The sequence below is a fragment of the Paenibacillus sp. FSL R5-0923 genome, from assembly GCF_038009145.1.
Taxonomy (GTDB): domain Bacteria; phylum Bacillota; class Bacilli; order Paenibacillales; family Paenibacillaceae; genus Paenibacillus_AQ.
In genome coordinates, this window is sequence record NZ_JBBPAT010000002.1 from 430,294 (window position 1) to 449,893 (window position 19,600).

The window sequence follows — 19,600 nt, forward strand, 5'->3', positions numbered from 1 at the left end:
GTATATTATATATTAAGTGCGTAAGGTAGTTACGCTTGTCGTTGCCTTTGTACGATGTAACCAAATCATATTATTCAATGCATTCATCCATCTGTTGAAGTGAAAAGGAGGTCAATCACCTTTTTGAAAATATAAGGAATTAAAACAGAGGTGACTCTAGTGAGATTTGCGAAATCCGGTGATGGAGATTTTATTCAACGAATCATTCATCATAAGTTTCATGGTTTTGTTCATAGCACGTTTAATCGCACAATCAATATTCAATGTTTGGATCGTGGAGATTTGTATACTATTGCGTGTAAGGGAATCGATAATGCTCCTAATACACTTATTATTGACTTAGAACACTTTGAAGAAGCAGATATCAGGGTGAATGACATTGTAAGTTCGGGTCATTCCGTTTTATCAATTGCTAATAAGATGTCTATCACAATGAATGGTGTTAAGAGATGGAATTGTAAACTGCCTAAATATCCTTCAGAAGCTGATGTCTTAATAATGAATGTATCCACCATGAAGCAATATATCAAACTTCACGGAAATAACAGCAGAATTGAAAGGGCTTTCAAGAGCGGCAATCCTTTTGACGATGAAATGTCTAGAATGCTTCATGAACGGACGCAGTTACTTGTATCGGAATTGCAAAACAAGCGAATCTCTACTGCAATCACACATGCAACTTCGCTCATAGGCCTTGGACCAGGCTTAACGCCAGCCGGCGATGATTTCTTGGTGGGATTGTTTACCGTCATGGGCATCGAGAATCATCAATACTTTTCACACCAATCGTTTTGTGAAGAAGTCGTCTTACATGCGAAGGCTTTAACCAATGATATCAGCTATATGGCATTAGCTAAAGCAGCAGTTGGCCAGGTAAGAGAGTCTATAAGTGACTTAATGGAAGCTTTATTTAGAGGTAGCGAAGAGGAATTGCTATTGGCTTTAGATAGGGTACTGGCTATAGGGTCCACTTCGGGTACTGATATAGCTCTAGGAATTGTTGCAGGGCTGGAAATGAACAAGTAAATGGGAGGTACAAGTATGACTGTTCAAGTTTTAGTAAAACCAAACACTTATATCGATTCCGTATCTTTGATGTCACTCTCAACAAAAGCGAATCAGATCGAAATCGTAGAACAAGCCATTATTGCAATGGGTACTGAAATGAATAAAGAGGTCATTAGAAATGTGGGCTTGATGACACCTGAAGTAGAAAGTGCCAAAACAAGTGACTTAGTGATTATTGTGAAGGCTGCCTCTGAAGAACTATGTGAGGGTGCTTTCGAAAGCATCAATGATTTGTTAACGAAAAAGAAAGATTCCTCTAAAGGAAAGAGTGAGGTTAAATACTCAACAATTACCTCAGCTGTAAACGGTACTCCTGAAGCTAACTTAGCGATTATTGCCGTAAATGGGAGCTACGCTCCTAGAGAAGCAAGAAAAGCTCTTGAAAATAATCTTCACGTCATGCTGTTTAGCGACAATGTAAGTATTGAAGATGAAATTGAATTAAAGACTTTAGCCCAAGAAAAAGGCTTGCTAATGATGGGGCCAGACTGTGGTACTGCGATTATTGGTAATGTCGCTTTGTGCTTTGCGAATGCCGTGAGAAAAGGCAATATCGGGATCGTTGGCGCATCAGGAACAGGTAGCCAAGAGGTAACGGTTCGTATTCATGAATTTGGCGGTGGAATCACACAGTTGATCGGTACAGGCGGTAGAGATCTAAGTGAAGAGGTTGGCGGCATTATGATGCTGGCCGGAATTAAAGCGTTAGAAGAGGACGATGCAACAAAGGTTATTGTTCTCGTATCTAAACCACCAGCACCAAGTGTAGAAGAGAAAGTACTTGCACAAATTAAACAATGTAAGAAACCAGTCGTGGTTTGGTTTGTGGGTGGGAATGAAGAAAAGGTCACCCAAGCTGGCGGTCATTTTGCAAAAATGTCAAAAGAAGCGGCACTTAAAGCGGTACTTTTAGCTGGAGCAGACGAATCGAAGCTTAACAAACGTGCGTTAAATCTTCCGCTTATTGAAGAAGTACGAGCGAAGTTAAATCCTCAGCAAAAATATATCCGTGGACTATTTAGTGGCGGTACGCTCTGTGATGAAGCGATGCACATTGCTATGGAGAAATTCGATAATGTCTACAGTAACATTCAGAGAGATCCTGAATATCGCTTAAAAGATGTTAGAGTAAGCCAAGATCATACCTTTATTGACTTCGGAGACGACCAATTTACACAAGGTAAGCCACATCCAATGATAGATCCATCCACTCGGATTGAAAGATTTATTCAAGAAGCGAAAGATCCTTCTGTCGGTGTTATTGTGATGGACTTTGTTCTAGGCTTCGGAGCACACGAAGATCCTGTAGGCGCAATGCTTCCAGCGATTATCGAAGCGAAGCAAGCCGCTGAAGATGAAGGAAGACATCTAGAGATTATTGGATACATTCTTGGAACCGAGCTAGATAGTCAAAATATTGAAGGTCAAATAAATAAATTGTTAGCTTCTGGTGCTACACATGCTAGCAGCAGTCAGAACGCAGGTCTACTAGCAAGAGAATTCGTTGTGAAAGGAGAATAGTCATGAGTAAAATCAATGAACTTTTTACGAATAAACTAAATGTCATAAATGTAGGCATTGCGAACTTTAGAGATGATTTGTTAAAACAAAACGCGAATGTAACTCACTTGGAGTGGACGCCGCCAGGCAGAGGGAATCCAGAATTAATTGCTGCGCTGGATAAGCTTGAAGACCCAAGTGTTACAGATAAGATTGAAGCTGCTAACAAAGAGGCTGTTGAGCGAATTATTAACTCGCAACCGGTACTGATTGGCTTTGACCAAGCGATCAATGTGGTTCCTGGTATGACGAAAAATACGATTTTACATGCTGGCCCGCCAATCACTTGGGAACGAATGAATGGTCCGATGAAAGGTGCGATAACAGGGGCTATTGTATTTGAAGGACTTGCCCCCAATATTGAAGCAGCAGCTGTACTAGCCGCGTCTGGAGAGATTATTTTCTCGCCATGTCATGAACATAACTGTGTTGGTTCCATGGCTGGTGTAACATCGGCTTCCATGTTTATGCATATTGTTGAGAATAAAACTTATGGAAATATTGCCTATACAAATTTAAGTGAACAAATGTCCAAAATCCTTCGTATGGGTGCTAATGACGAGAGTGTTATCCAGCGTTTGATTTGGATGCGAGATGTATTGGGTCCTATTTTAAGAGATGCGATGAAACTTAATCCAAATGGGATTGACTTGCGCCTAATGCTCTCACAAGCCCTTCATATGGGGGACGAGTGTCATAACCGAAATGTAGCTGGAACAACCCTGCTCATTCAAGCACTAACGCCTTATATTATCCAAACCGATTTCACTGTTGAGCAGAAAAAAGAAGTGTTTGAATTCGTTAGCAGCAGCGATTATTTCTCGGGTCCGACATGGATGGCGCTATGTAAATGTGCCCTTGATGCTGCGCATGGCATTGAGAATAGTACCATTGTTACCACAATGGCTCGTAACGGAGTGGAATTCGGTATCCGTGTGAGTGGAATCGCTGGAAACGTGTGGTTTACAGGTCCTGCACAACAAGTAATTGGTCCTATGTTCGCTGGTTACAAACCTGAGGATTCTGGTCTTGATATTGGTGACAGTGCGATTACGGAGACCTATGGAATTGGCGGATTTGCTATGGCAACTGCACCGGCTATTGTTTCGCTTGTGGGGGGTACCGTTGATGATGCAATCAGTTACACCACAAAAATGGCAGAAATCACAACCACTGAAAATCCTAACGTGACGATTCCAATGCTTGACTTTATAGGGATTCCAACAGGTATTGATATTCAAAAAGTCATCCAAACAGGAATTATGCCGATTATCAATACAGCCATTGCACATAAAGATGCGGGGATTGGAATGATTGGTGCAGGTATCGTTAACCCTCCAATCGAAGCATTTGAACAAGCATTACTTGCATTAAGTGAAAATATTAAATAAGAAGAGGGCTAACTTGCTTAGCCCACCATTCTTATTTCGAACTAGACGAACATCTTCGTGCTAGGCTGTGAAGGAGTGAACAATTTTGGATAGTCTATCCTTGAATACAAAACTTATTGAGGCGAGTGAACAGGGAGAACTGGCTTCTGTTGAGAAACTATTAGGCGAAGGTGCCAGTGTTGAATATAAAGATGCTGCAGGGAGAACAGCGTTAATGGCGGCAACTCAAAACAATCAAATCGCGATTGCTAAAAGGTTAATAGAAGCAGGAAGTGACGTGAACACTAGAGATATTACACAACTCTCACCGTTTATTTGCTCAGCAGCAAATGGCTTTTATGAAATCCTGCGTCTCATGATTGCTGGTGGAGCTGATTTGAAGAGCGTGAATCGATTTGGAGGAACAGCGCTGTTACCATCGAGCGAAAAGGGCTATTTAAAAACAGTAGAAGTGTGTATTGATGCTGGGGTTCCAGTGAATCATGTCAACGACTTAGGCTGGTCAGCCCTACTTGAAGCAGTCATATTGGGGAATGGCGGACGACTATATTCTGACATTATTGAAGCGCTTGTTCATGCAGGGGCAGATGTGCATTTGCCTGATCGAGATGGGCTCTCATCCCTACAACGTGCCGAAGAGAACGGTCAGCATAAAGTCGTGAAGATTCTAGAACAAAGCTTCCAAGAAAATAACGAATATGTGAAGCAGGCAAAGGCTCTCGCTAACAACGATCAATATGAAGAAGCTATATCCATCATCAATAGAGCGCTAGAAGTGGATGCTGACAACCTGGATTTCATCTATTATAAAGGTTATTTCTTGCAGGAATTAAAGAGATACGAAGAGGCACTTCAATGCTATGAAAGCGTTTTATCTATGGATTCTGCTAATTTAGAATTTTATTTCTACACAGCGAATTGTTTAAGACTGTGGAAAAAACCGGAGGAGGCTCTTCAGGAATATGATAAAGCCTGTGAGCTGGCACCTAATGAAACGTTCTATCGCTACCACAAATCCAATTATTTAAGAGAACTTGGGCGACACCAAGAAGCAGTTATCGAGATGGATAAGCTGCTAGCGCTTCAGCCGAATAGATATGACTTCTCCTTTCATAAGGCGAACAGTCTAAGATCGCTTGGTAAGCATAAAGAGGCCATTGAGGCTATCGAGAACGCAATTAAGAATGATCCAACGAATCCGTTATACCACTCACACAAAAAGCAATCTCTTGAGTTACTCGGTTAGCGAATAAGAATTGCAACATAGGAGGCATCAGATGAAAGAGACTGTAATCGTTGCTATTGGCGGGAACTCATTGGTCAAGGAAAATGGGCTGGATTCGATTCATGACCAATCTGAAGCAGTAAAAGAAGTTGTCGTCAATATTGTTGATATGGTGCAAGAAGGCTACAATGTCGTCGTTACTCATGGTAACGGACCACAGGTAGGGTTTGGACTAAGAAGATCTGAGATTGCACATGAAATTGCCGGCATGTCTCCTGTTCCACTAGTGAATTGTGGAGCCGATACACAAGGTGGAATCGGTTATTTAATTCAACAAGCTTTAATTAATGAATTTGCAGTTAGAGGGATCCACAAGAATGTAGCTACGGTGATTACACAAGTCGAAGTAAGCTCAGAAGACCCTAATTTCAAGAATCCAACGAAACCAGTAGGATCCTTCTTTTCCAAAGAGCAAGCGGAAGAAATGAAAAAAGAACATCCGGAATGGAGCTTTGTAGAAGACTCTGGCAGAGGATACCGTAGAGTAGTTCCATCCCCAAGACCTATAGATATTGTGGAGAAAGACGCGATTAAGTCATTAATCAACGGGGGCTTTGTCGTTGTCGCTGCAGGCGGTGGAGGTATCGCAGTCGTGAAGTCTGATGATAACACGTACAAAGGTGTTGATGCAGTCATCGATAAGGATTTTGCAACGAGTCTTTTAGCAGAACAAATTCATGCGGAGACCTTAATTATTACAACGGGAGTGTCTAGAGTATGCATCAACTATGGTAAGCCGAATCAACAGGAGCTATCCAAAATGACGGTTGATGAGACCAGACAATATGTGCTAGAAAATCACTTCCCAGCAGGAAGTATGCTGCCTAAAATCGAGGCGAGTTTAAGCTTCTTAGAGAAAAGCGGAACGCGAGTTATTATTACGAATCCGGAAAGCTTGAAGGATGCGATGAATGAACAAGCAGGCACTCATATCGTGAAGTAATTTAAGCGAGGGGAAGTGTAGATATGGATCAAGCAAAGTTGGAACGAAATTATGATAGGTACAAATCATACGGTTACGGTGAGGAGTTACTGCCTAAAAAGCCTGAGCAAAGAGACTGGGGAATGTCCAACTATATAACCCTTTGGATGGGTGCTGTTCATAATATTATGTCGTATATGACAGTTGCAGGCTTCTTCGTCTTAGGATTGGATACAACACAGGTGCTCTTTGCCGTTATGCTTTCGGCCATTATTGTCTCCGCATTTTATGCTTTAAACGGATATTCTGCCTCCAAATATGGGCTGCCATTCGCGATGTTGCTTCGTGATTCATTTGGGGTAAAAGGAGCAATTATACCGGCATTGATACGAGGACTTGTTGCCGGATTAGTATTCTTTGGAACCACTACCGTTGTTGGTGCAGAATCATTAAATGTTATATTTGCTAGATTTATTCCGAATTATATGGATTTAGGCGGTGGCTTCACACTATTCGGGTTAGCATTCCCGACAATGATCTCCTATGCGATTCTTTGGACAGCAACGGTTCTGTTGTTCTTAGGTGGAATGAAAACATTAGGTAAGTTCGGTAACTGGTCTTCCCCAGTAGTGTATGTGTTTATTATTGGTGCTGCTGTTTGGGCGATCAAGATTGCTGGAGGGTTTGGTCCGATTTTAGAGTATGTACCAGCGAACCCAAGCTCAAGTCCATTAGTCTTTATTGCTTGCGTGAGTGCATTGGTATCTAACTGGGCGGGTCCTGTTGTGAATATGTCGGACTTCACACATCGTGCGAAATCACCAAAAGCGGCTATGATTGGATTGCCAGTAGGGTTTATCTTGTCTTATATTCTTTTTGCTATCACTTGTGTGGCCTTAATCGCGGGTACAGAAATTGCGTTTGGTGAACCGATTTTCAATATCGTTCATGCCATTGATAAAATTGAAAACACTTTCGCTGTTGTTGTATTGATTCTAGCGCTAAACGTAGGAGCAATCGCCTTCGTAGTGTTTGCAAACCTATTGCCAGCTGGCTTGCAAATGTCATCTCTTTTCCCGAAAAAATTCACTGTAAAGACTGCAGGTGTCTTAACAGCCGTTGTTGGAACTTTGATTTTGCCATGGAAGCTTGTAGAAAGTACAACGACCTTATTCTACTTCTATAGCTTTATTGGGTCCATCTTTGGTCCAATTGCGGGCATTATGCTTTCAAGCTTCTTTATTCATCGGAAAAGAGTATTAAATCTTGATAATATCTATGTCCCAGCAGGCAGCAATGGTGAATATAAGAATGGTTACAATCCTGTTGCGATGGCTGTTCTAGCAGTCAGCTTCATCCTTCCTATGTCAGGTGCATTTCTTAAGGGTATCCCCTTCCTAGTTAGGATGAATGATTTTGCTTTCTTTAGTGGCTTAATTGTTTCTTTTGTTCTATACACCATCTTTAGCAAAACACTAAAATCATCCCAATTAAACTAGAGGAGGAATTTTGAAATGGATTACATGAAATTGGCCGTAGATGCAACGATCGAGGGTATGAACAAGAAATTTGGAGGCCCGTTTGGTGCAACGATTGTCCGAGGCGATGAGGTGATTGCAGCGGTTAGCAATACAATGATGAGAGACACGGATCCTTCCGCACATGCGGAAATGGTAGCTATCCGAGAAGCTTGCAAAAAGCTAGACACGATGGACTTATCGGATTGTGTAATTTATGCCACATGTGAACCGTGTCCGATGTGTATGGGCGCTATTATTTGGTCAGGTGTTAAGGAAGTTCATTATTGCAGCACAAGAGATGATGCGAAAGAGCATGGCTTCTCTGACATTCACCTTCGCGAATATTTTGTGGGTCATGATGAGAGTGTTGTTAATATGATTAAAGTGGAAGCTAGAGAAGATTGCGATCATTTATGGACGCATTTCCACGAATTAAACAAGAAATAATTCATGCGGTCTCCTATATTTTCCGGCACTATTTTAGTGCCGGATTTTCCTGTTCTTCTACAGACCTACTCAGCAAGATGAAGCTGAAGGAAATCAATCACCTGATGAAGAGCTTTTTGCACAACAGGGTTATCGAAATCTTTTTCAAATACATGCTCTCCGTTTGGAATAGTAATAAGCTTTGCCGGTACTCCTTTTTTCACTAGCGCAGCTCTCATGAATACCGATTGTTCATACGGCACATCTACATCGTTCGTTCCGTGCAGTAACAATGTAGGAGGAAATTCCTTAGTTACATGATGAATAGGACAGAATTTGAGAAGTTCTTCCTTATGTAGAGAAGGATTCAAGCCCGTAACTTCTTCAATCCAACGACCGGATTGTCTTGCATATAAATAGAGAAGAAAACGCTCGTCTACGCTTGCGCTCGTAATGATTTGATCGGACACTGAACCTTTTGCAATCTCCATGGAGACGATATCCTTTTCACAATAGAATTTACTTGGTTCGAGTGCCCATGGAGCGCTAATATCGCCATATCCATAGAAGGAGACAATCGCACGTGGCTTATGGGTAAACATTCCTGTGCTTAGTGCAAGGAAACCACCTGCTGAGCTTCCCACTACAGCGATCCTCGAGGGGTCAATGGAGAATTGTTTTGGTCCTTCATTCACTAACCATAGAAGGCCATCTTGGACATCTTCAAGGATGTCAGAAAGTGTTGATCTAGGAGCTAATCTATAATCAATTGAAAATAGCGCAAAGCCATTATTAGTGTAAAGTTGTATCATTTCCTCGGATAGATCTTCTCGATCACCCCAAAGTAGGCCGCCTCCGTGAATGTAAACAATAGCAGGGGCTTGGGGACGTTTTGTTTCATAAAAATCAGCTTTAATTGTAAATGAGTCATTTTCTTTAAAAATAATGGTCTTCTTCATAGCTATCCATTACACCTCATCAAGTAAGTAATTTTTAAAGACTAGCAATACCTCTATTGTATATCATTCACGAATTTTGATGAAACCATAATCATGAATACCCAGGATTGGAGATACTGTCATGGATAGAAAGAGAAGATATCAGGCTTTATTTGATAATATTAATCAATATAACTCGGGTGAGAAGGGCATCACTAGAATTGCCTATACAAATGAAGAGCAGACATGTACGAGTGCTTTTATGCGGATGTGTAAGGCTGAAAATTTAGATATCCGGATGGATCATTGCGGGAATGTGATTGCTAGAAGGAATGGGAAGATAGAAGGGCTCCCACCCGTTGTAATGGGCTCTCACTTGGATACGGTATATCAAGGTGGGAAGTACGATGGGGTAGTAGGTGTAACGGCTGCTTTGGAAGTGATCAAACGTCTAAACGAAAAAGGGATTGAAACGGATCATCCGATCGAAATTATCTCATTTGCCTGTGAAGAATCCTCGCGTTTTGGTATTTCAACAGTAGGCAGCAAAATAATGTCAGGGTTATTTCAGAAGGAGAAATATAGATCTTTGAAGGACAAAGACGGTATTACCATGGAAAAGGCATTTTCGCTATGTGCACTGGATTATAACAGTATTGATCAGGCGAGTAGAGAGAATGAAGAATTAAAAGCGTTTTTTGAATTACATATTGAGCAAGGTCCTGTCTTAATAAACAATAATAAAAGAATTGGAATTGTGACTGGAATTGCTGCACCCGTGAGGCTTCATATTCAAATATCAGGGAAGGCATCCCACTCAGGAACGACACCTATGAATATGAGAAAAGATGCTTTTCTGGGTGCCTCAGAAATAGCACTTGAGCTTGAGAAAGCAGCCAAACTCGAACAAGAATTTGGAACGGTTGCGACGCTAGGGGTGATAGATATCTTGAATGGCGCTATGAACGTGGTTCCGGGAGAGGTAGAAATTAAAATTGATATCAGATCTACTTCAGTGGCATCCAGGCAACGTGTGTTAGACCATTTGTATCAAACAATATCCTTAGTACAAGAAAATAGACAACTTGTAATTGAGAGTACGGAAATTATTTCGGAGGAACCCGTCCTATTATCTGATGAGATCAGTCAGGTTCTAGAATCCATTTGTGAAGAGAAAGGGATATCGAGTCAACGGATGATTAGTGGGGCAGGGCATGATGCCATGAACATGAACAAACTTTGCCCAGTAGGGCTTATCTTTGTTCCTTCTATAGATGGACTTAGTCATCATCCTAATGAATATACAGACTTGGATGATATCATTATGGGGATTGATATTTTAGAAGAAGCTGTTCTTCGTTATGCGTTTGTAAGATAAACATAATTCGTGTTGAGAAGTAAGTCCCAATGTGACATATTTAAATGTTGCATTGGGCTTTAGTATCTAATTTTATAATTGTTCGCAGAATTGTTGCTTTACATTAATAAATATTATATTAAAGTTAACATTGATATTTGTGAAAATTTTCCCATGGGAAAATTGAAATTTACTACGGAAATAGGTCTTTTGGAGGCAACCTATTATTAATAGAGTATTTATGACTAATAATAGTTAAAACAGAATATTGGTAAACCTATTGAAAAGTAGGGACACAAAGCCATAGGGTCTAAATCTACATATAGATATGACAGCCGGTTGCATGCAGTTGGAGTTTCTTGATCTTATTTTTTGATGCATATGCAGCCGTTATCATTCTGATAGCGGCTTTTTTTAATTCGTTTTCTAATAAAAACGTAATAAATCGGAAAAAGGATGATAGTACATGGATCAAACACAACCACTGAGAGTATGGAGAATGATAGGCCTCGTCATAATGGCAACGTTGATATTTTGGGGGTGCTCTTACTATTTCATAAAATGTACTGCTAACTCTTATGAGCAAGAAGCGGTTGCTGCTACATCAGAAGCTACGATACATGCGAGTAGATCGATTGGAAATATGATACAGGGTGGATTAGATTCATTAGATGGAATTGCTGATTCTATTTCGGAAATCAATTATATGGATTGGGATAAGACCAAAAAATATCTGCATCACTTTGATAAAAAATATAATTTTATTCGAATTAGCATCAACAGCCCAGATGGTAAAGCTTATGCATCAGATGGGACGATGTTTGATGTATCAGATGAAGTAGGATTCCAAAAAGCTCTGCAGGGTATTAGCAGTATTTCTGATCCATTCTTAGATAAGATCTCCAATAAAGAAATTATCACGATCAATAGTCCACTTAAGTTTAAAGGTGAAGTGAAGGGTGCTTTATCTGCCAGCAAATATACACAGGATCTTTATGATGCTCTTGCAGTTTCCTTCTTTAAAGGTCATGGTTATTCTCAAATCATTGATCAAAAGGGACAAGTCATTATCAAATCGAAGAATCTCGAAGAGGATAAGTCAATTGATAACATATTCGAAAGTATAAGTATTGATTCTAGAAATAAGAAACAACTGCAAATCTTTAAAGAGAACATAACCGCAAAAAAATCTGGAGTAGGAATATTTTGGATTAACGGAGATAGCAAAATGGTTGGCTATTCTGGCATCCAGGGGGTTGAGGACTGGTATATTCTCTCCGTGATACCGAAAGATGTGATCATGGCCAAAGCGTCTCAAATGAGTCAGGCGACTTTTTTATTATGTGTAATCATGTTTGTCTTATTATTGATCATATTTGTTAACATTCTATTAAATAAGAGCAAAATTAGGAAACAGATGGAGAGGATTGCCTTTGAGGATGAGTTAACACATCTTCCTAGAACGAATAAATTTGTTATAGATGCTCAGTATTTACTTAAAGAGAAACCGAATACAAAGTTTGCTGTGTTGCAATTTGATATTGAACAATTTAAATACATAAATGAAATTGTCGGTTTTCATGAAGGAAATAGCATTTTGATTCAAGTGGCTAATAGCTTAACAGCAAACACATTAGACGAGGATGTCATTGGACGCTTAGGGGGTGATCGTTTTATTCTTTTCACTTCGTATGACAATAAGGCGGAATTATTCATCCGTATACAAGTACTTACTGAACAAATGAGCGACTATACGTTTGGAAATGAAGAAGGTTTTAGGCTAGTGATTAATTGTGGAATTTACTGTATAGATGATCGTCAGAGCGATATCCTCACATGTATTGACCGAGCAGGAATCGCTTGTAAGTCCATTAAAGGTGGATACAAGAGCTCATGCACTTTCTTTGACGAACAATTGCTATTGCAGATACACGAAGAGCAAGACATCGTAAGAAAGATGGATGCTGCCATGACAAATGGTGAATTTATAGTATATTTACAACCGAAAATGGATCTGCGAGTGAACAGTTTTCATGGCGCTGAGGCATTGGTTCGATGGAATGATCCTCAGAAGGGACTTATATCTCCTGCAGTATTTATCCCCATATTTGAGAGGAATCGCTTTATCGTGAAATTAGATTTAATGGTGTTTAAATCAGTATGTATCATGTTGAGTAAATGGATCCAGGAAGGAATCCAGCCACTTCCGATTTCAGTGAATATATCGCTTATAACCCTATATCATAATGATTTCCTGCTCCATTTGACGAATATTATTAACAGGTACCAGGTACCTGCTAGATTGATAGAGTTAGAGCTGACCGAGTCTATTGTATTCCAAAATTTAGAGTTTGTTAGAGATATTTTGTTGGAGTTGAAACGTAAAGGATTTTCCATAGCTATCGATGATTTTGGGACAGGTTATAGTTCCTTAAATGTATTGCAATATTTCCCTGCTGATGTCATTAAGTTAGACAGGGCTTTTCTGATGAGTAAGTCAAATGATGAGACAGGGAAGATAGTAATTGCCAGTATGGTCAAGCTAGCTAGGGATTTAAATATGAAAGTTGTGGCAGAGGGAGTTGAGACAGAGGCGCAAATTGATTTTTTGAAACAAATAGATTGTGAAATCGCTCAAGGTTATTATTTCGCGAAACCAATGCCAGTAGCAGAATATGAAAGCTTAATTAAAAGTACATAGGGAGTGCAAAGCATGAGGAAAATGAGAAATTGGACTATCGTAGGCAAAATTACTGTTACAAATACAATATTATTGTTGGGTGCTCTGATCATTGCGATCGTTGGTAGTGTGTATTTCAGCAATATGTATGCGAACTCTAGAAGTATGTATAAGAACGATCTTACGTCAGTTTATGCACTTGGGAAATTCGAATCTAATAATCATGAAATAGTAACCTTAACGAATAAGATGATCGTTAGTCATGATCCAAGCGAACTTCAAGAGAGTTATCAGAAAGTTGTTGAGCTTCAAGCTGAAAACAATGAAATCTTGAATAAGTATGAAGAAACACGTTCCCTCCCAAACGAAAAGGAGATTTATGCTGAAGTTTTATCATTAACGAAACAGTATAGGCAAATTCAGCTTCCAATGCTTGAACAGATGCTAAATACCCCTACATATGATCCTGCTGAAGATATCATCTCTGATCTTGAAGCGTTAAATATGAAACGAAATGAAGACCTTGGAAAATTAGTTGAAATGAACTTAGGAAGTGCCCAATATGCAGATGTTCAGAATAAGAAGCTATTTCAAAAAGGACTTACGGTCAATATCATTGTTGCTTTTCTCGTTATCCTGATTTCAATCGGTTCATATTTGTCCTTGAGAAGATATTTCTCACGAGCAGTAACCATTATCCTGAACTTTTCAGAGGCGTTTGGTCGAGGAGATCTGACTCAAAGAGCTAAGTTTGATGCTGAAGATGAATTTGGTCGAATCGTGAAGTCTCTTAATCATTCGGCAGAGCAAGTACAAACCATCGTAACTAGTGCTTCTTCCTCAGCACAAGAGTTAGGTGCACTTAGCGAAGAATTATCTGCAACAGTTGAGGAAGTAAATGCTACAATGGATCAAATTTATAATTCCTCGCAAGAGGTTGCTTCTGGAAGTGAATCTTTAAGTGCTACAACAGAAGAAGTAAATGCAACAGTACAAGAGATTATCTCCAATGCAGATCTGCTAAGTGATAAGGCGGGAGTCGCACTAAATACCTCCGAAGAAATTCTGGTACAGGCAGCTTCCGCGAAGGAAAAGGCTGTAGCATCGATTCAATATGCGACAAGTTTGTATGCTGAGAAACAGAATTCCATTATGCACGCGATCGAGGCAGGGAAAGTTGTTAATGAAGTAAGAGAGATAGCTGGGTACATTTCAGAGATTGCAGCCCAAACGAATCTATTGTCCTTGAATGCTTCCATTGAAGCAGCAAGAGCTGGGGATGAGGGAAGAGGATTCGCTGTAGTTGCTAATGAAGTACGCAAACTTGCTCTACAGTCGGAGGAGTCGGTGGGGAAGATTCAGAAAATGACACTGCTAGTGGAAGATGCTTTTGAGAATGTGTCCTTTCAATCACAAGCGCTGCTGGATTTTATCGATTCGACGGTGATAAGTGATTATGAGAGTTTCGAGCAAGTAAGTATGCAATATAAAAATGATGCCGATATGTTTCATGAGATCACAGGTGAAATGGTATCTTCAATGCACGGACTGAAGCTATCAATGGCAGAGGTAGATCAAGCGATGACGAATGTTGCCGCAGTATCTCAACAGTCTGCGGACAATGTAAGTGGCATTCGAAATCACATTTCAGATACATTACAAGCGTTTGAAGATGTGGCTGCTTCTTCTGAGCACCAGGCGAATATTGCGGAAATGATGAATGAGACGGTTGGTAAATTTGTGATCGAGTAAGCACCAAAACAAAACAGCCTTGTTCAGGATATCTATTTACATACTGAACAAGGCTGTTATCTTTTATAGTGTTTTGTTGACAACAACAAAGGAGTGTGTTAAATTTATCTTAAGTTAAAGATAATTAATGTAAAGATAATTTGTGAGATACATGTAATCGAATGTTGGAAAGATATTTTTTTTGGTAGATATCTTAACATTAAGATAATTCAATTAATCTTTCTTGATCTAGGGAATTATATTACAAAATCAAACTAAACTTTAGGAGTGTATAATCATGAGAAATTTAAAAGGGATTCACCACGTAACAGCCATCACAAGCAGCGCAGAGAAAAACTACGAGTTCTTCACTTACGTATTGGGAATGCGTCTAGTGAAGAAAACCGTCAATCAAGACGATATCCAAACGTATCACTTGTTTTTTGCAGATGATAAGGGCAGTGCCGGAACGGATATGACGTTCTTTGACTTCCCTAACATACCTAAAGGTGTTCACGGAACCAATGAGATCGCCAAGACATCCTTCCGAGTACCAACGGATGCTGCATTAGACTACTGGGTAAAACGTTTTGATCGCCTGGATGTGAAGCATACCGGAATTAAAGAGCAGTTTGGCAAAAAGACTTTATCCTTCGTAGATTTTGATGATCAACAATATCAACTTATCTCCGATGAATTTAATGAAGGGGTCGCATCAGGTACACCATGGCAAAAAGGACCGATTCCTTTAGAGTTTGCGATCACTGGTTTGGGACCGATCTTTGTACGTATAGCTGACTTCAGCTATTTTAAAGAAATGTTGGAAAGAGTCATGCTGTTTAATGAAATCGCTCAGGATGATGTTTATCATTTGTTTGAAGTCGGCGAAGGCGGAAACGGGGCGCAAATTATTGTTGAGCATAACGAGGACTTACCGAATTCGCGTCAAGGCTTTGGTACGGTTCACCATGCGGCTTTCCGAGTAGAAGATCGGGCCATGCTGGATGAGTGGACTAAGCATTTTGAAGACTTTGGGTTCCGTACCTCAGGTTATGTGGATCGTCATTTCTTCGAGTCGCTGTATACACGAGTTGCTCCACAAATCCTGTTTGAGCTTGCAACAGATGGACCTGGATTTATGGGAGACGAGGAATATGAAACGGTTGGAGAAAAGCTTTCATTGCCACCATTCTTGGAACCTAAACGTGAGCAAATTGAGAAGTTAGTACGCCCTATTGATACCGTTAGAAGCACGATCGATTTCGTGAAAGAGTGAAGAAGGAGCTGGGGAGATTGATTTCGATTGATCCGAAGCAAAATAGTGAGCGGGAAAATTATAAGTTATTAATTGGTACTGTTATTCCTAGGCCCATTGCTTTTGTCACTACTCAATCAGAAGATGGCATTTTGAATGGTGCGCCGTTTAGCTATTTTAATATCGTCTCGTCTAATCCTCCGATGGTTTCACTGTCTATTCAAAGACCAGCGGGGCGATTAAAAGATACAGCCCGTAATATCTATAACAATCATCAGTTTGTTGTGCATATTGTAGATGATGAGAATGTTGGGAAAATCAATCAAACCGCTGCCTCATTGCCAAGAGCAGAAAGTGAAATTGAGCTAGCGAATCTTACACCGGTCCCAAGTAAAAATGTAGCTGTACCTGGAGTATTGGAAGCAAAGGTTCGAATGGAATGTAAGCTTGTACAAGCGATACCTCTAGGAGCAGAAGAACCTGGGAGTGATTTGTTCATCGGCGAAATTGTTCAGTTTCATATCGATGAATCGATTTATCAGGAGGGGCGAATTGACCCTAGAGCCTTAAATGCAGTAAGTCGTTTAGCGGGAGCTAATTACGCTACGATTGGTGAGATTTTTGAAATTGAGAGACCGGAATAATAAACTAAGACCTGTTCGTAAGCGATGAAGCCTACCGAGCAGGTCTTTTTGTGGGCTAATTATAGTTCATCAGCTATGCCAAGCAAACCGTAAGGTTTTCTCTCGAAGTTTATCTGGACTGATCGTTCCAGATATGTTATATTGCCATTACAGGAGGTGTTACTCATGGCAAGGACAAGAGAGTTTAACGAGGATCAAGCACTACATCAAGCGATGCTGTTGTTTTGGAAAAAGGGTTATGAGGCAACAAGCATACCGGACTTGCTGCAGGTTATGGGCATTAGCCGATCTAGTCTTTACGATACTTTTTCTGACAAGCAAACGTTGTACATTGCCGCACTGGAACATTACAAAAAGGTAAGCTTCAATAGACAGGTCATTCTTGAACAGGCGTCAAGCGTTAGAGCAGGGATTCAACAATTTTTTGAGCAACATATTACTTCAGCGTACGATACGAGCCTACCCGGCGGGTGTTTTGTAACGAATGCAGCTACAACACTAGAGTCGCGGGATGAAAAAATAAATGAATTGATAAAGACTAGTTTTTTGAATTTAGAACAGGCTTTTTGCGAGCTTTTGGAAAAAGGCCGACAATCAGGCGAACTTGATAAAACCACTGATGTCAAAGCTTGGTCTTATTTATTGCTGAATTTACATCAAAGCATAAATATTATGGCAAAAGCAGATCAAGATCAGCAACGTGCCAAAGAGATGATAAGCTTTGTAATTGCAGCAATATAAATTTTTTTTGGTTATTCTGGAACGATCGTTCCGTTATTGTAAATCATCCTTAATGCGGAGAAGAGACTTATGAAAATATCATTTATCGGGCTTGGGAAAATGGGCTTTCCAATGGCCCAAAATTTGTTGAAAGCTGGTAATGAATTAATCGTTTTTAATCGTACTCGTGAAAAAGCGCAACCCCTAATAGATCAGGGAGCGCATTATGCCGAGACACCATTGGAGGCAGCACAAAAGAGCGATATGGTCATAACCATGCTTTCTGACGATGCCGCTTTGGAGGAGATTGTTGAGGGCCCAAATGGAATTTTGAATGGATTATCAGAAAAAGGAATTCACATATCTGCCAGTACGATCAGTGTAGATCTGGCTCGGAAATTGTCCGCGGCGCATGCGGAGAGAAAGCAATACTTTGTGTCTGCCACAGTGCTAGGGCGTCCGGATGCCGCTAAAGCAGCTAAATTACGCATCATTTTGGCAGGTCCGGAGCAAGCCAGACAACAGTTAATTCCTGTTTTAGAACAATTAGGTCAGGAAATATTCGAGATTGGGGATTATAGCGAAGAAGGAAATGTTGTGAAAATAGGCGTAAACTTTTTAATTGCTTCTATGCTGGAAGCTTTATCAGAAACGCAGCTGATGGTAGAAAAGTATGGCATAGAGCCAGCCCGTTTTATGGATGTGGTGAATGCTCTTTTTCAATCTCCCTTATATCAGAACTATGGGGCGATAATGACAGAGCAGCGGTTTGAACCAGCTGGTTTTAAAATGAAGCTAGGGCTGAAGGATGTTGCACTGGCTATAGAGGCAGCGCAGTCCGTCCAAGCTCCTCTACCTTTGGGCCAACTTATCCATCATCATTTATCTGAAGGAATAGCCCATGGTTATGGTGAGATGGATTGGACCGCTTTAATCCGTTGTCTAGAGCATTCTTCTTAAAAAAATAGGGTTGCCCCAAATATCTGTTGGTTGTAGTGCAGGAGAAAAATAAAAAGAGGTGTGATAAATCATGGAAATAGGTGTTACTTCGTTCGTAGAAACAAAGCCTGATATTGAGACTGGAATTGTGATGAGTCATGCACAGCGATTACGAGAAGTAGTTGAAGAAATCGTCCTTGCGGATCAGGTGGGACTTGATGTTTTTGGTATTGGTGAGCATCATCGTGAAGATTATGCAGCTTCTTCACCAGCAATCGTGTTGTCCGCTGCTGCGTCCTTAACTAAACGGATTCGCCTGACTAGTGCTGTGACGGTCCTTTCATCTGCCGATCCTGTACGTGTGTTTCAGGATTTCGCTATGCTTGATGGCATCTCCAATGGACGAGCCGAGATTATAGCGGGCCGGGGTTCATTCGTTGAATCCTTTCCGTTGTTTGGTTATGGCTTACATGACTATGATGAGCTATTTAATGAAAATATCGAACTGCTTATGAAAATACGGAGTTCCGAGAAAGTAACTTGGAAGGGAGGCCATCGGCCAGCAATTCATAATTTGGGCGTATACCCGCGGCCCGTCCAAAGCTCTTTACCAATATGGATTGGCAGCGGAGGTACGCAAAGCTCTGCCGTTCGTGCAGGACTTTTGGGTCTGCCATTGATGTTGGCGATCATTGGTGGGAATCCAATGAATTTTGCTCCGCTTGTAGAGCTGTACAAGAAGGCGGCGGCCCGCGCTGGACATGATGTATCGCAGCTTCAGGTGGGATCTCATTCGATTGGATTCGTCGCAGAAGATACGGAACGGGCAGCAGATATCTTTTTTCCATCTACCCAGTACGGCATGAACAAGCTCGGGAAAGAACGAGGATGGTCGTATTATGACCGTTCCAGCTATGATGCGGCCCGAAGCTTTGATGGCGCATTGTACGTTGGAGATCCAGAAACAGTTGCTCAGAAGATCATTCATCTACGGAAGCATGTAGGTATTACACGCTTTATGATGTATGTTCCACTAAGCACGATGCCACATGAGCAGGTGTTGCGGGCTATAGAACTGCTCGGAACGGAGGTTGCACCACGAGTACGAGAGGAAATTGCCAAGTGGGAAGCTGAGAAGGAATAGGAATTATACAAGCAATCATT

At 40.7% G+C, this 19,600-nt stretch carries 16 protein-coding genes and 1 riboswitch; of the genes, 15 read left to right on the forward strand and 1 reads right to left on the reverse strand.

Going from position 1 to position 19,600, the window contains the following annotated elements; genetic code table 11:
- Nucleotides 1–159: 159 nt before the first annotated feature.
- The 7 genes from MKX35_RS26900 (at nucleotide 160) to MKX35_RS26930 (ending at nucleotide 8,193) form a co-directional block, all read left to right on the forward strand.
- Nucleotides 160–1,026, forward strand: a complete 867-nt coding sequence (locus MKX35_RS26900; RefSeq protein WP_076299178.1) for a DUF2877 domain-containing protein — start codon at nucleotides 160–162, stop codon at nucleotides 1,024–1,026.
- A 15-nt stretch (nucleotides 1,027–1,041) separates the two neighbouring features.
- On the forward strand, nucleotides 1,042–2,589 hold the full coding sequence (gene fdrA, locus MKX35_RS26905) for an acyl-CoA synthetase FdrA (RefSeq protein WP_076283956.1): 1,548 nt from the start codon (nucleotides 1,042–1,044) through the stop codon (nucleotides 2,587–2,589).
- A gap of 2 nt (nucleotides 2,590–2,591) precedes the next feature.
- Nucleotides 2,592–4,019 (forward strand): YlbE family protein, encoded by a 1,428-nt coding sequence (locus tag MKX35_RS26910; protein ID WP_076283957.1) that lies wholly within the window; start codon nucleotides 2,592–2,594, stop codon nucleotides 4,017–4,019.
- Nucleotides 4,020–4,119: 100 nt separating this feature from the next.
- Entirely contained in the window at nucleotides 4,120–5,265 is a 1,146-nt protein-coding gene (locus tag MKX35_RS26915) for an ankyrin repeat domain-containing protein (protein WP_218641856.1), read from the forward strand.
- Nucleotides 5,266–5,296: 31 nt separating this feature from the next.
- Nucleotides 5,297–6,247: a carbamate kinase gene (gene arcC / locus MKX35_RS26920; protein ID WP_076299180.1), complete on the forward strand. Its 951-nt coding sequence runs from the start codon at nucleotides 5,297–5,299 to the stop codon at nucleotides 6,245–6,247.
- A gap of 23 nt (nucleotides 6,248–6,270) precedes the next feature.
- The gene (locus tag MKX35_RS26925; protein ID WP_076299181.1) at nucleotides 6,271–7,725 is read left to right on the forward strand and encodes a cytosine permease; all 1,455 of its coding nucleotides are present in this window, start codon (nucleotides 6,271–6,273) and stop codon (nucleotides 7,723–7,725) included.
- Nucleotides 7,726–7,740: 15 nt separating this feature from the next.
- Nucleotides 7,741–8,193: a nucleoside deaminase gene (locus MKX35_RS26930; protein WP_042124600.1), complete on the forward strand. Its 453-nt coding sequence runs from the start codon at nucleotides 7,741–7,743 to the stop codon at nucleotides 8,191–8,193.
- Nucleotides 8,194–8,258: 65 nt separating this feature from the next.
- Here the strand turns inward: MKX35_RS26930 and MKX35_RS26935 are convergent, their stop codons facing one another.
- Nucleotides 8,259–9,131 (reverse strand): alpha/beta hydrolase, encoded by an 873-nt coding sequence (locus MKX35_RS26935; protein WP_076299182.1) that lies wholly within the window; start codon nucleotides 9,129–9,131, stop codon nucleotides 8,259–8,261.
- A gap of 121 nt (nucleotides 9,132–9,252) precedes the next feature.
- On the opposite strand from MKX35_RS26935, the gene MKX35_RS26940 reads away from it, so the two are divergent.
- The 8 genes from MKX35_RS26940 (at nucleotide 9,253) to MKX35_RS26975 (ending at nucleotide 19,580) form a co-directional block, all read left to right on the forward strand.
- On the forward strand, nucleotides 9,253–10,488 hold the full coding sequence (locus MKX35_RS26940; RefSeq protein WP_076299183.1) for a M20 family metallo-hydrolase: 1,236 nt from the start codon (nucleotides 9,253–9,255) through the stop codon (nucleotides 10,486–10,488).
- 239 nt (nucleotides 10,489–10,727) lie between these two features.
- Nucleotides 10,728–10,814, forward strand: a riboswitch (cyclic di-GMP riboswitch).
- Nucleotides 10,815–10,933: 119 nt separating this feature from the next.
- Nucleotides 10,934–13,168: a bifunctional diguanylate cyclase/phosphodiesterase gene (locus MKX35_RS26945; RefSeq protein ID WP_081382826.1), complete on the forward strand. Its 2,235-nt coding sequence runs from the start codon at nucleotides 10,934–10,936 to the stop codon at nucleotides 13,166–13,168.
- 12 nt (nucleotides 13,169–13,180) lie between these two features.
- Complete coding sequence (locus MKX35_RS26950) at nucleotides 13,181–14,899, forward strand: methyl-accepting chemotaxis protein (protein WP_076299184.1); 1,719 nt, start codon at nucleotides 13,181–13,183, stop codon at nucleotides 14,897–14,899.
- Between the two features lie 277 nt (nucleotides 14,900–15,176).
- Nucleotides 15,177–16,154, forward strand: a complete 978-nt coding sequence (locus MKX35_RS26955) for a ring-cleaving dioxygenase (protein WP_076299185.1) — start codon at nucleotides 15,177–15,179, stop codon at nucleotides 16,152–16,154.
- Between the two features lie 17 nt (nucleotides 16,155–16,171).
- Nucleotides 16,172–16,777 (forward strand): flavin reductase family protein, encoded by a 606-nt coding sequence (locus MKX35_RS26960; RefSeq protein WP_076299186.1) that lies wholly within the window; start codon nucleotides 16,172–16,174, stop codon nucleotides 16,775–16,777.
- A gap of 165 nt (nucleotides 16,778–16,942) precedes the next feature.
- On the forward strand, nucleotides 16,943–17,518 hold the full coding sequence (locus MKX35_RS26965) for a TetR/AcrR family transcriptional regulator (protein WP_076283966.1): 576 nt from the start codon (nucleotides 16,943–16,945) through the stop codon (nucleotides 17,516–17,518).
- A 69-nt stretch (nucleotides 17,519–17,587) separates the two neighbouring features.
- The gene (locus tag MKX35_RS26970; protein ID WP_076299187.1) at nucleotides 17,588–18,457 is read left to right on the forward strand and encodes an NAD(P)-dependent oxidoreductase; all 870 of its coding nucleotides are present in this window, start codon (nucleotides 17,588–17,590) and stop codon (nucleotides 18,455–18,457) included.
- 70 nt (nucleotides 18,458–18,527) lie between these two features.
- Nucleotides 18,528–19,580 carry an LLM class flavin-dependent oxidoreductase gene (locus MKX35_RS26975; protein WP_076299188.1) on the forward strand — a complete coding sequence of 351 codons (1,053 nt, stop codon included), beginning with the start codon at nucleotides 18,528–18,530 and terminating at the stop codon, nucleotides 19,578–19,580.
- Nucleotides 19,581–19,600 lie beyond the last annotated feature (20 nt).

Bases quoted from the DNA above. Each gene is read 5' to 3' on its own strand.
- fdrA (WP_076283956.1), top strand. From the start codon at position 1,042: ATGACTGTTCAAGTTTTAGTAAAACCAAACACTTATATCGATTCCGTA.
- MKX35_RS26910 (WP_076283957.1), top strand. From the start codon at position 2,592: ATGAGTAAAATCAATGAACTTTTTACGAATAAACTAAATGTCATAAAT.
- arcC (WP_076299180.1), top strand. From the start codon at position 5,297: ATGAAAGAGACTGTAATCGTTGCTATTGGCGGGAACTCATTGGTCAAG.
- MKX35_RS26925 (WP_076299181.1), top strand. From the start codon at position 6,271: ATGGATCAAGCAAAGTTGGAACGAAATTATGATAGGTACAAATCATAC.
- MKX35_RS26930 (WP_042124600.1), top strand. From the start codon at position 7,741: ATGGATTACATGAAATTGGCCGTAGATGCAACGATCGAGGGTATGAAC.
- MKX35_RS26935 (WP_076299182.1), bottom strand. From the start codon at position 9,131: ATGAAGAAGACCATTATTTTTAAAGAAAATGACTCATTTACAATTAAA.
- MKX35_RS26940 (WP_076299183.1), top strand. From the start codon at position 9,253: ATGGATAGAAAGAGAAGATATCAGGCTTTATTTGATAATATTAATCAA.
- MKX35_RS26945 (WP_081382826.1), top strand. From the start codon at position 10,934: ATGGATCAAACACAACCACTGAGAGTATGGAGAATGATAGGCCTCGTC.
- MKX35_RS26950 (WP_076299184.1), top strand. From the start codon at position 13,181: ATGAGGAAAATGAGAAATTGGACTATCGTAGGCAAAATTACTGTTACA.
- MKX35_RS26955 (WP_076299185.1), top strand. From the start codon at position 15,177: ATGAGAAATTTAAAAGGGATTCACCACGTAACAGCCATCACAAGCAGC.
- MKX35_RS26965 (WP_076283966.1), top strand. From the start codon at position 16,943: ATGGCAAGGACAAGAGAGTTTAACGAGGATCAAGCACTACATCAAGCG.
- MKX35_RS26970 (WP_076299187.1), top strand. From the start codon at position 17,588: ATGAAAATATCATTTATCGGGCTTGGGAAAATGGGCTTTCCAATGGCC.
- MKX35_RS26975 (WP_076299188.1), top strand. From the start codon at position 18,528: ATGGAAATAGGTGTTACTTCGTTCGTAGAAACAAAGCCTGATATTGAG.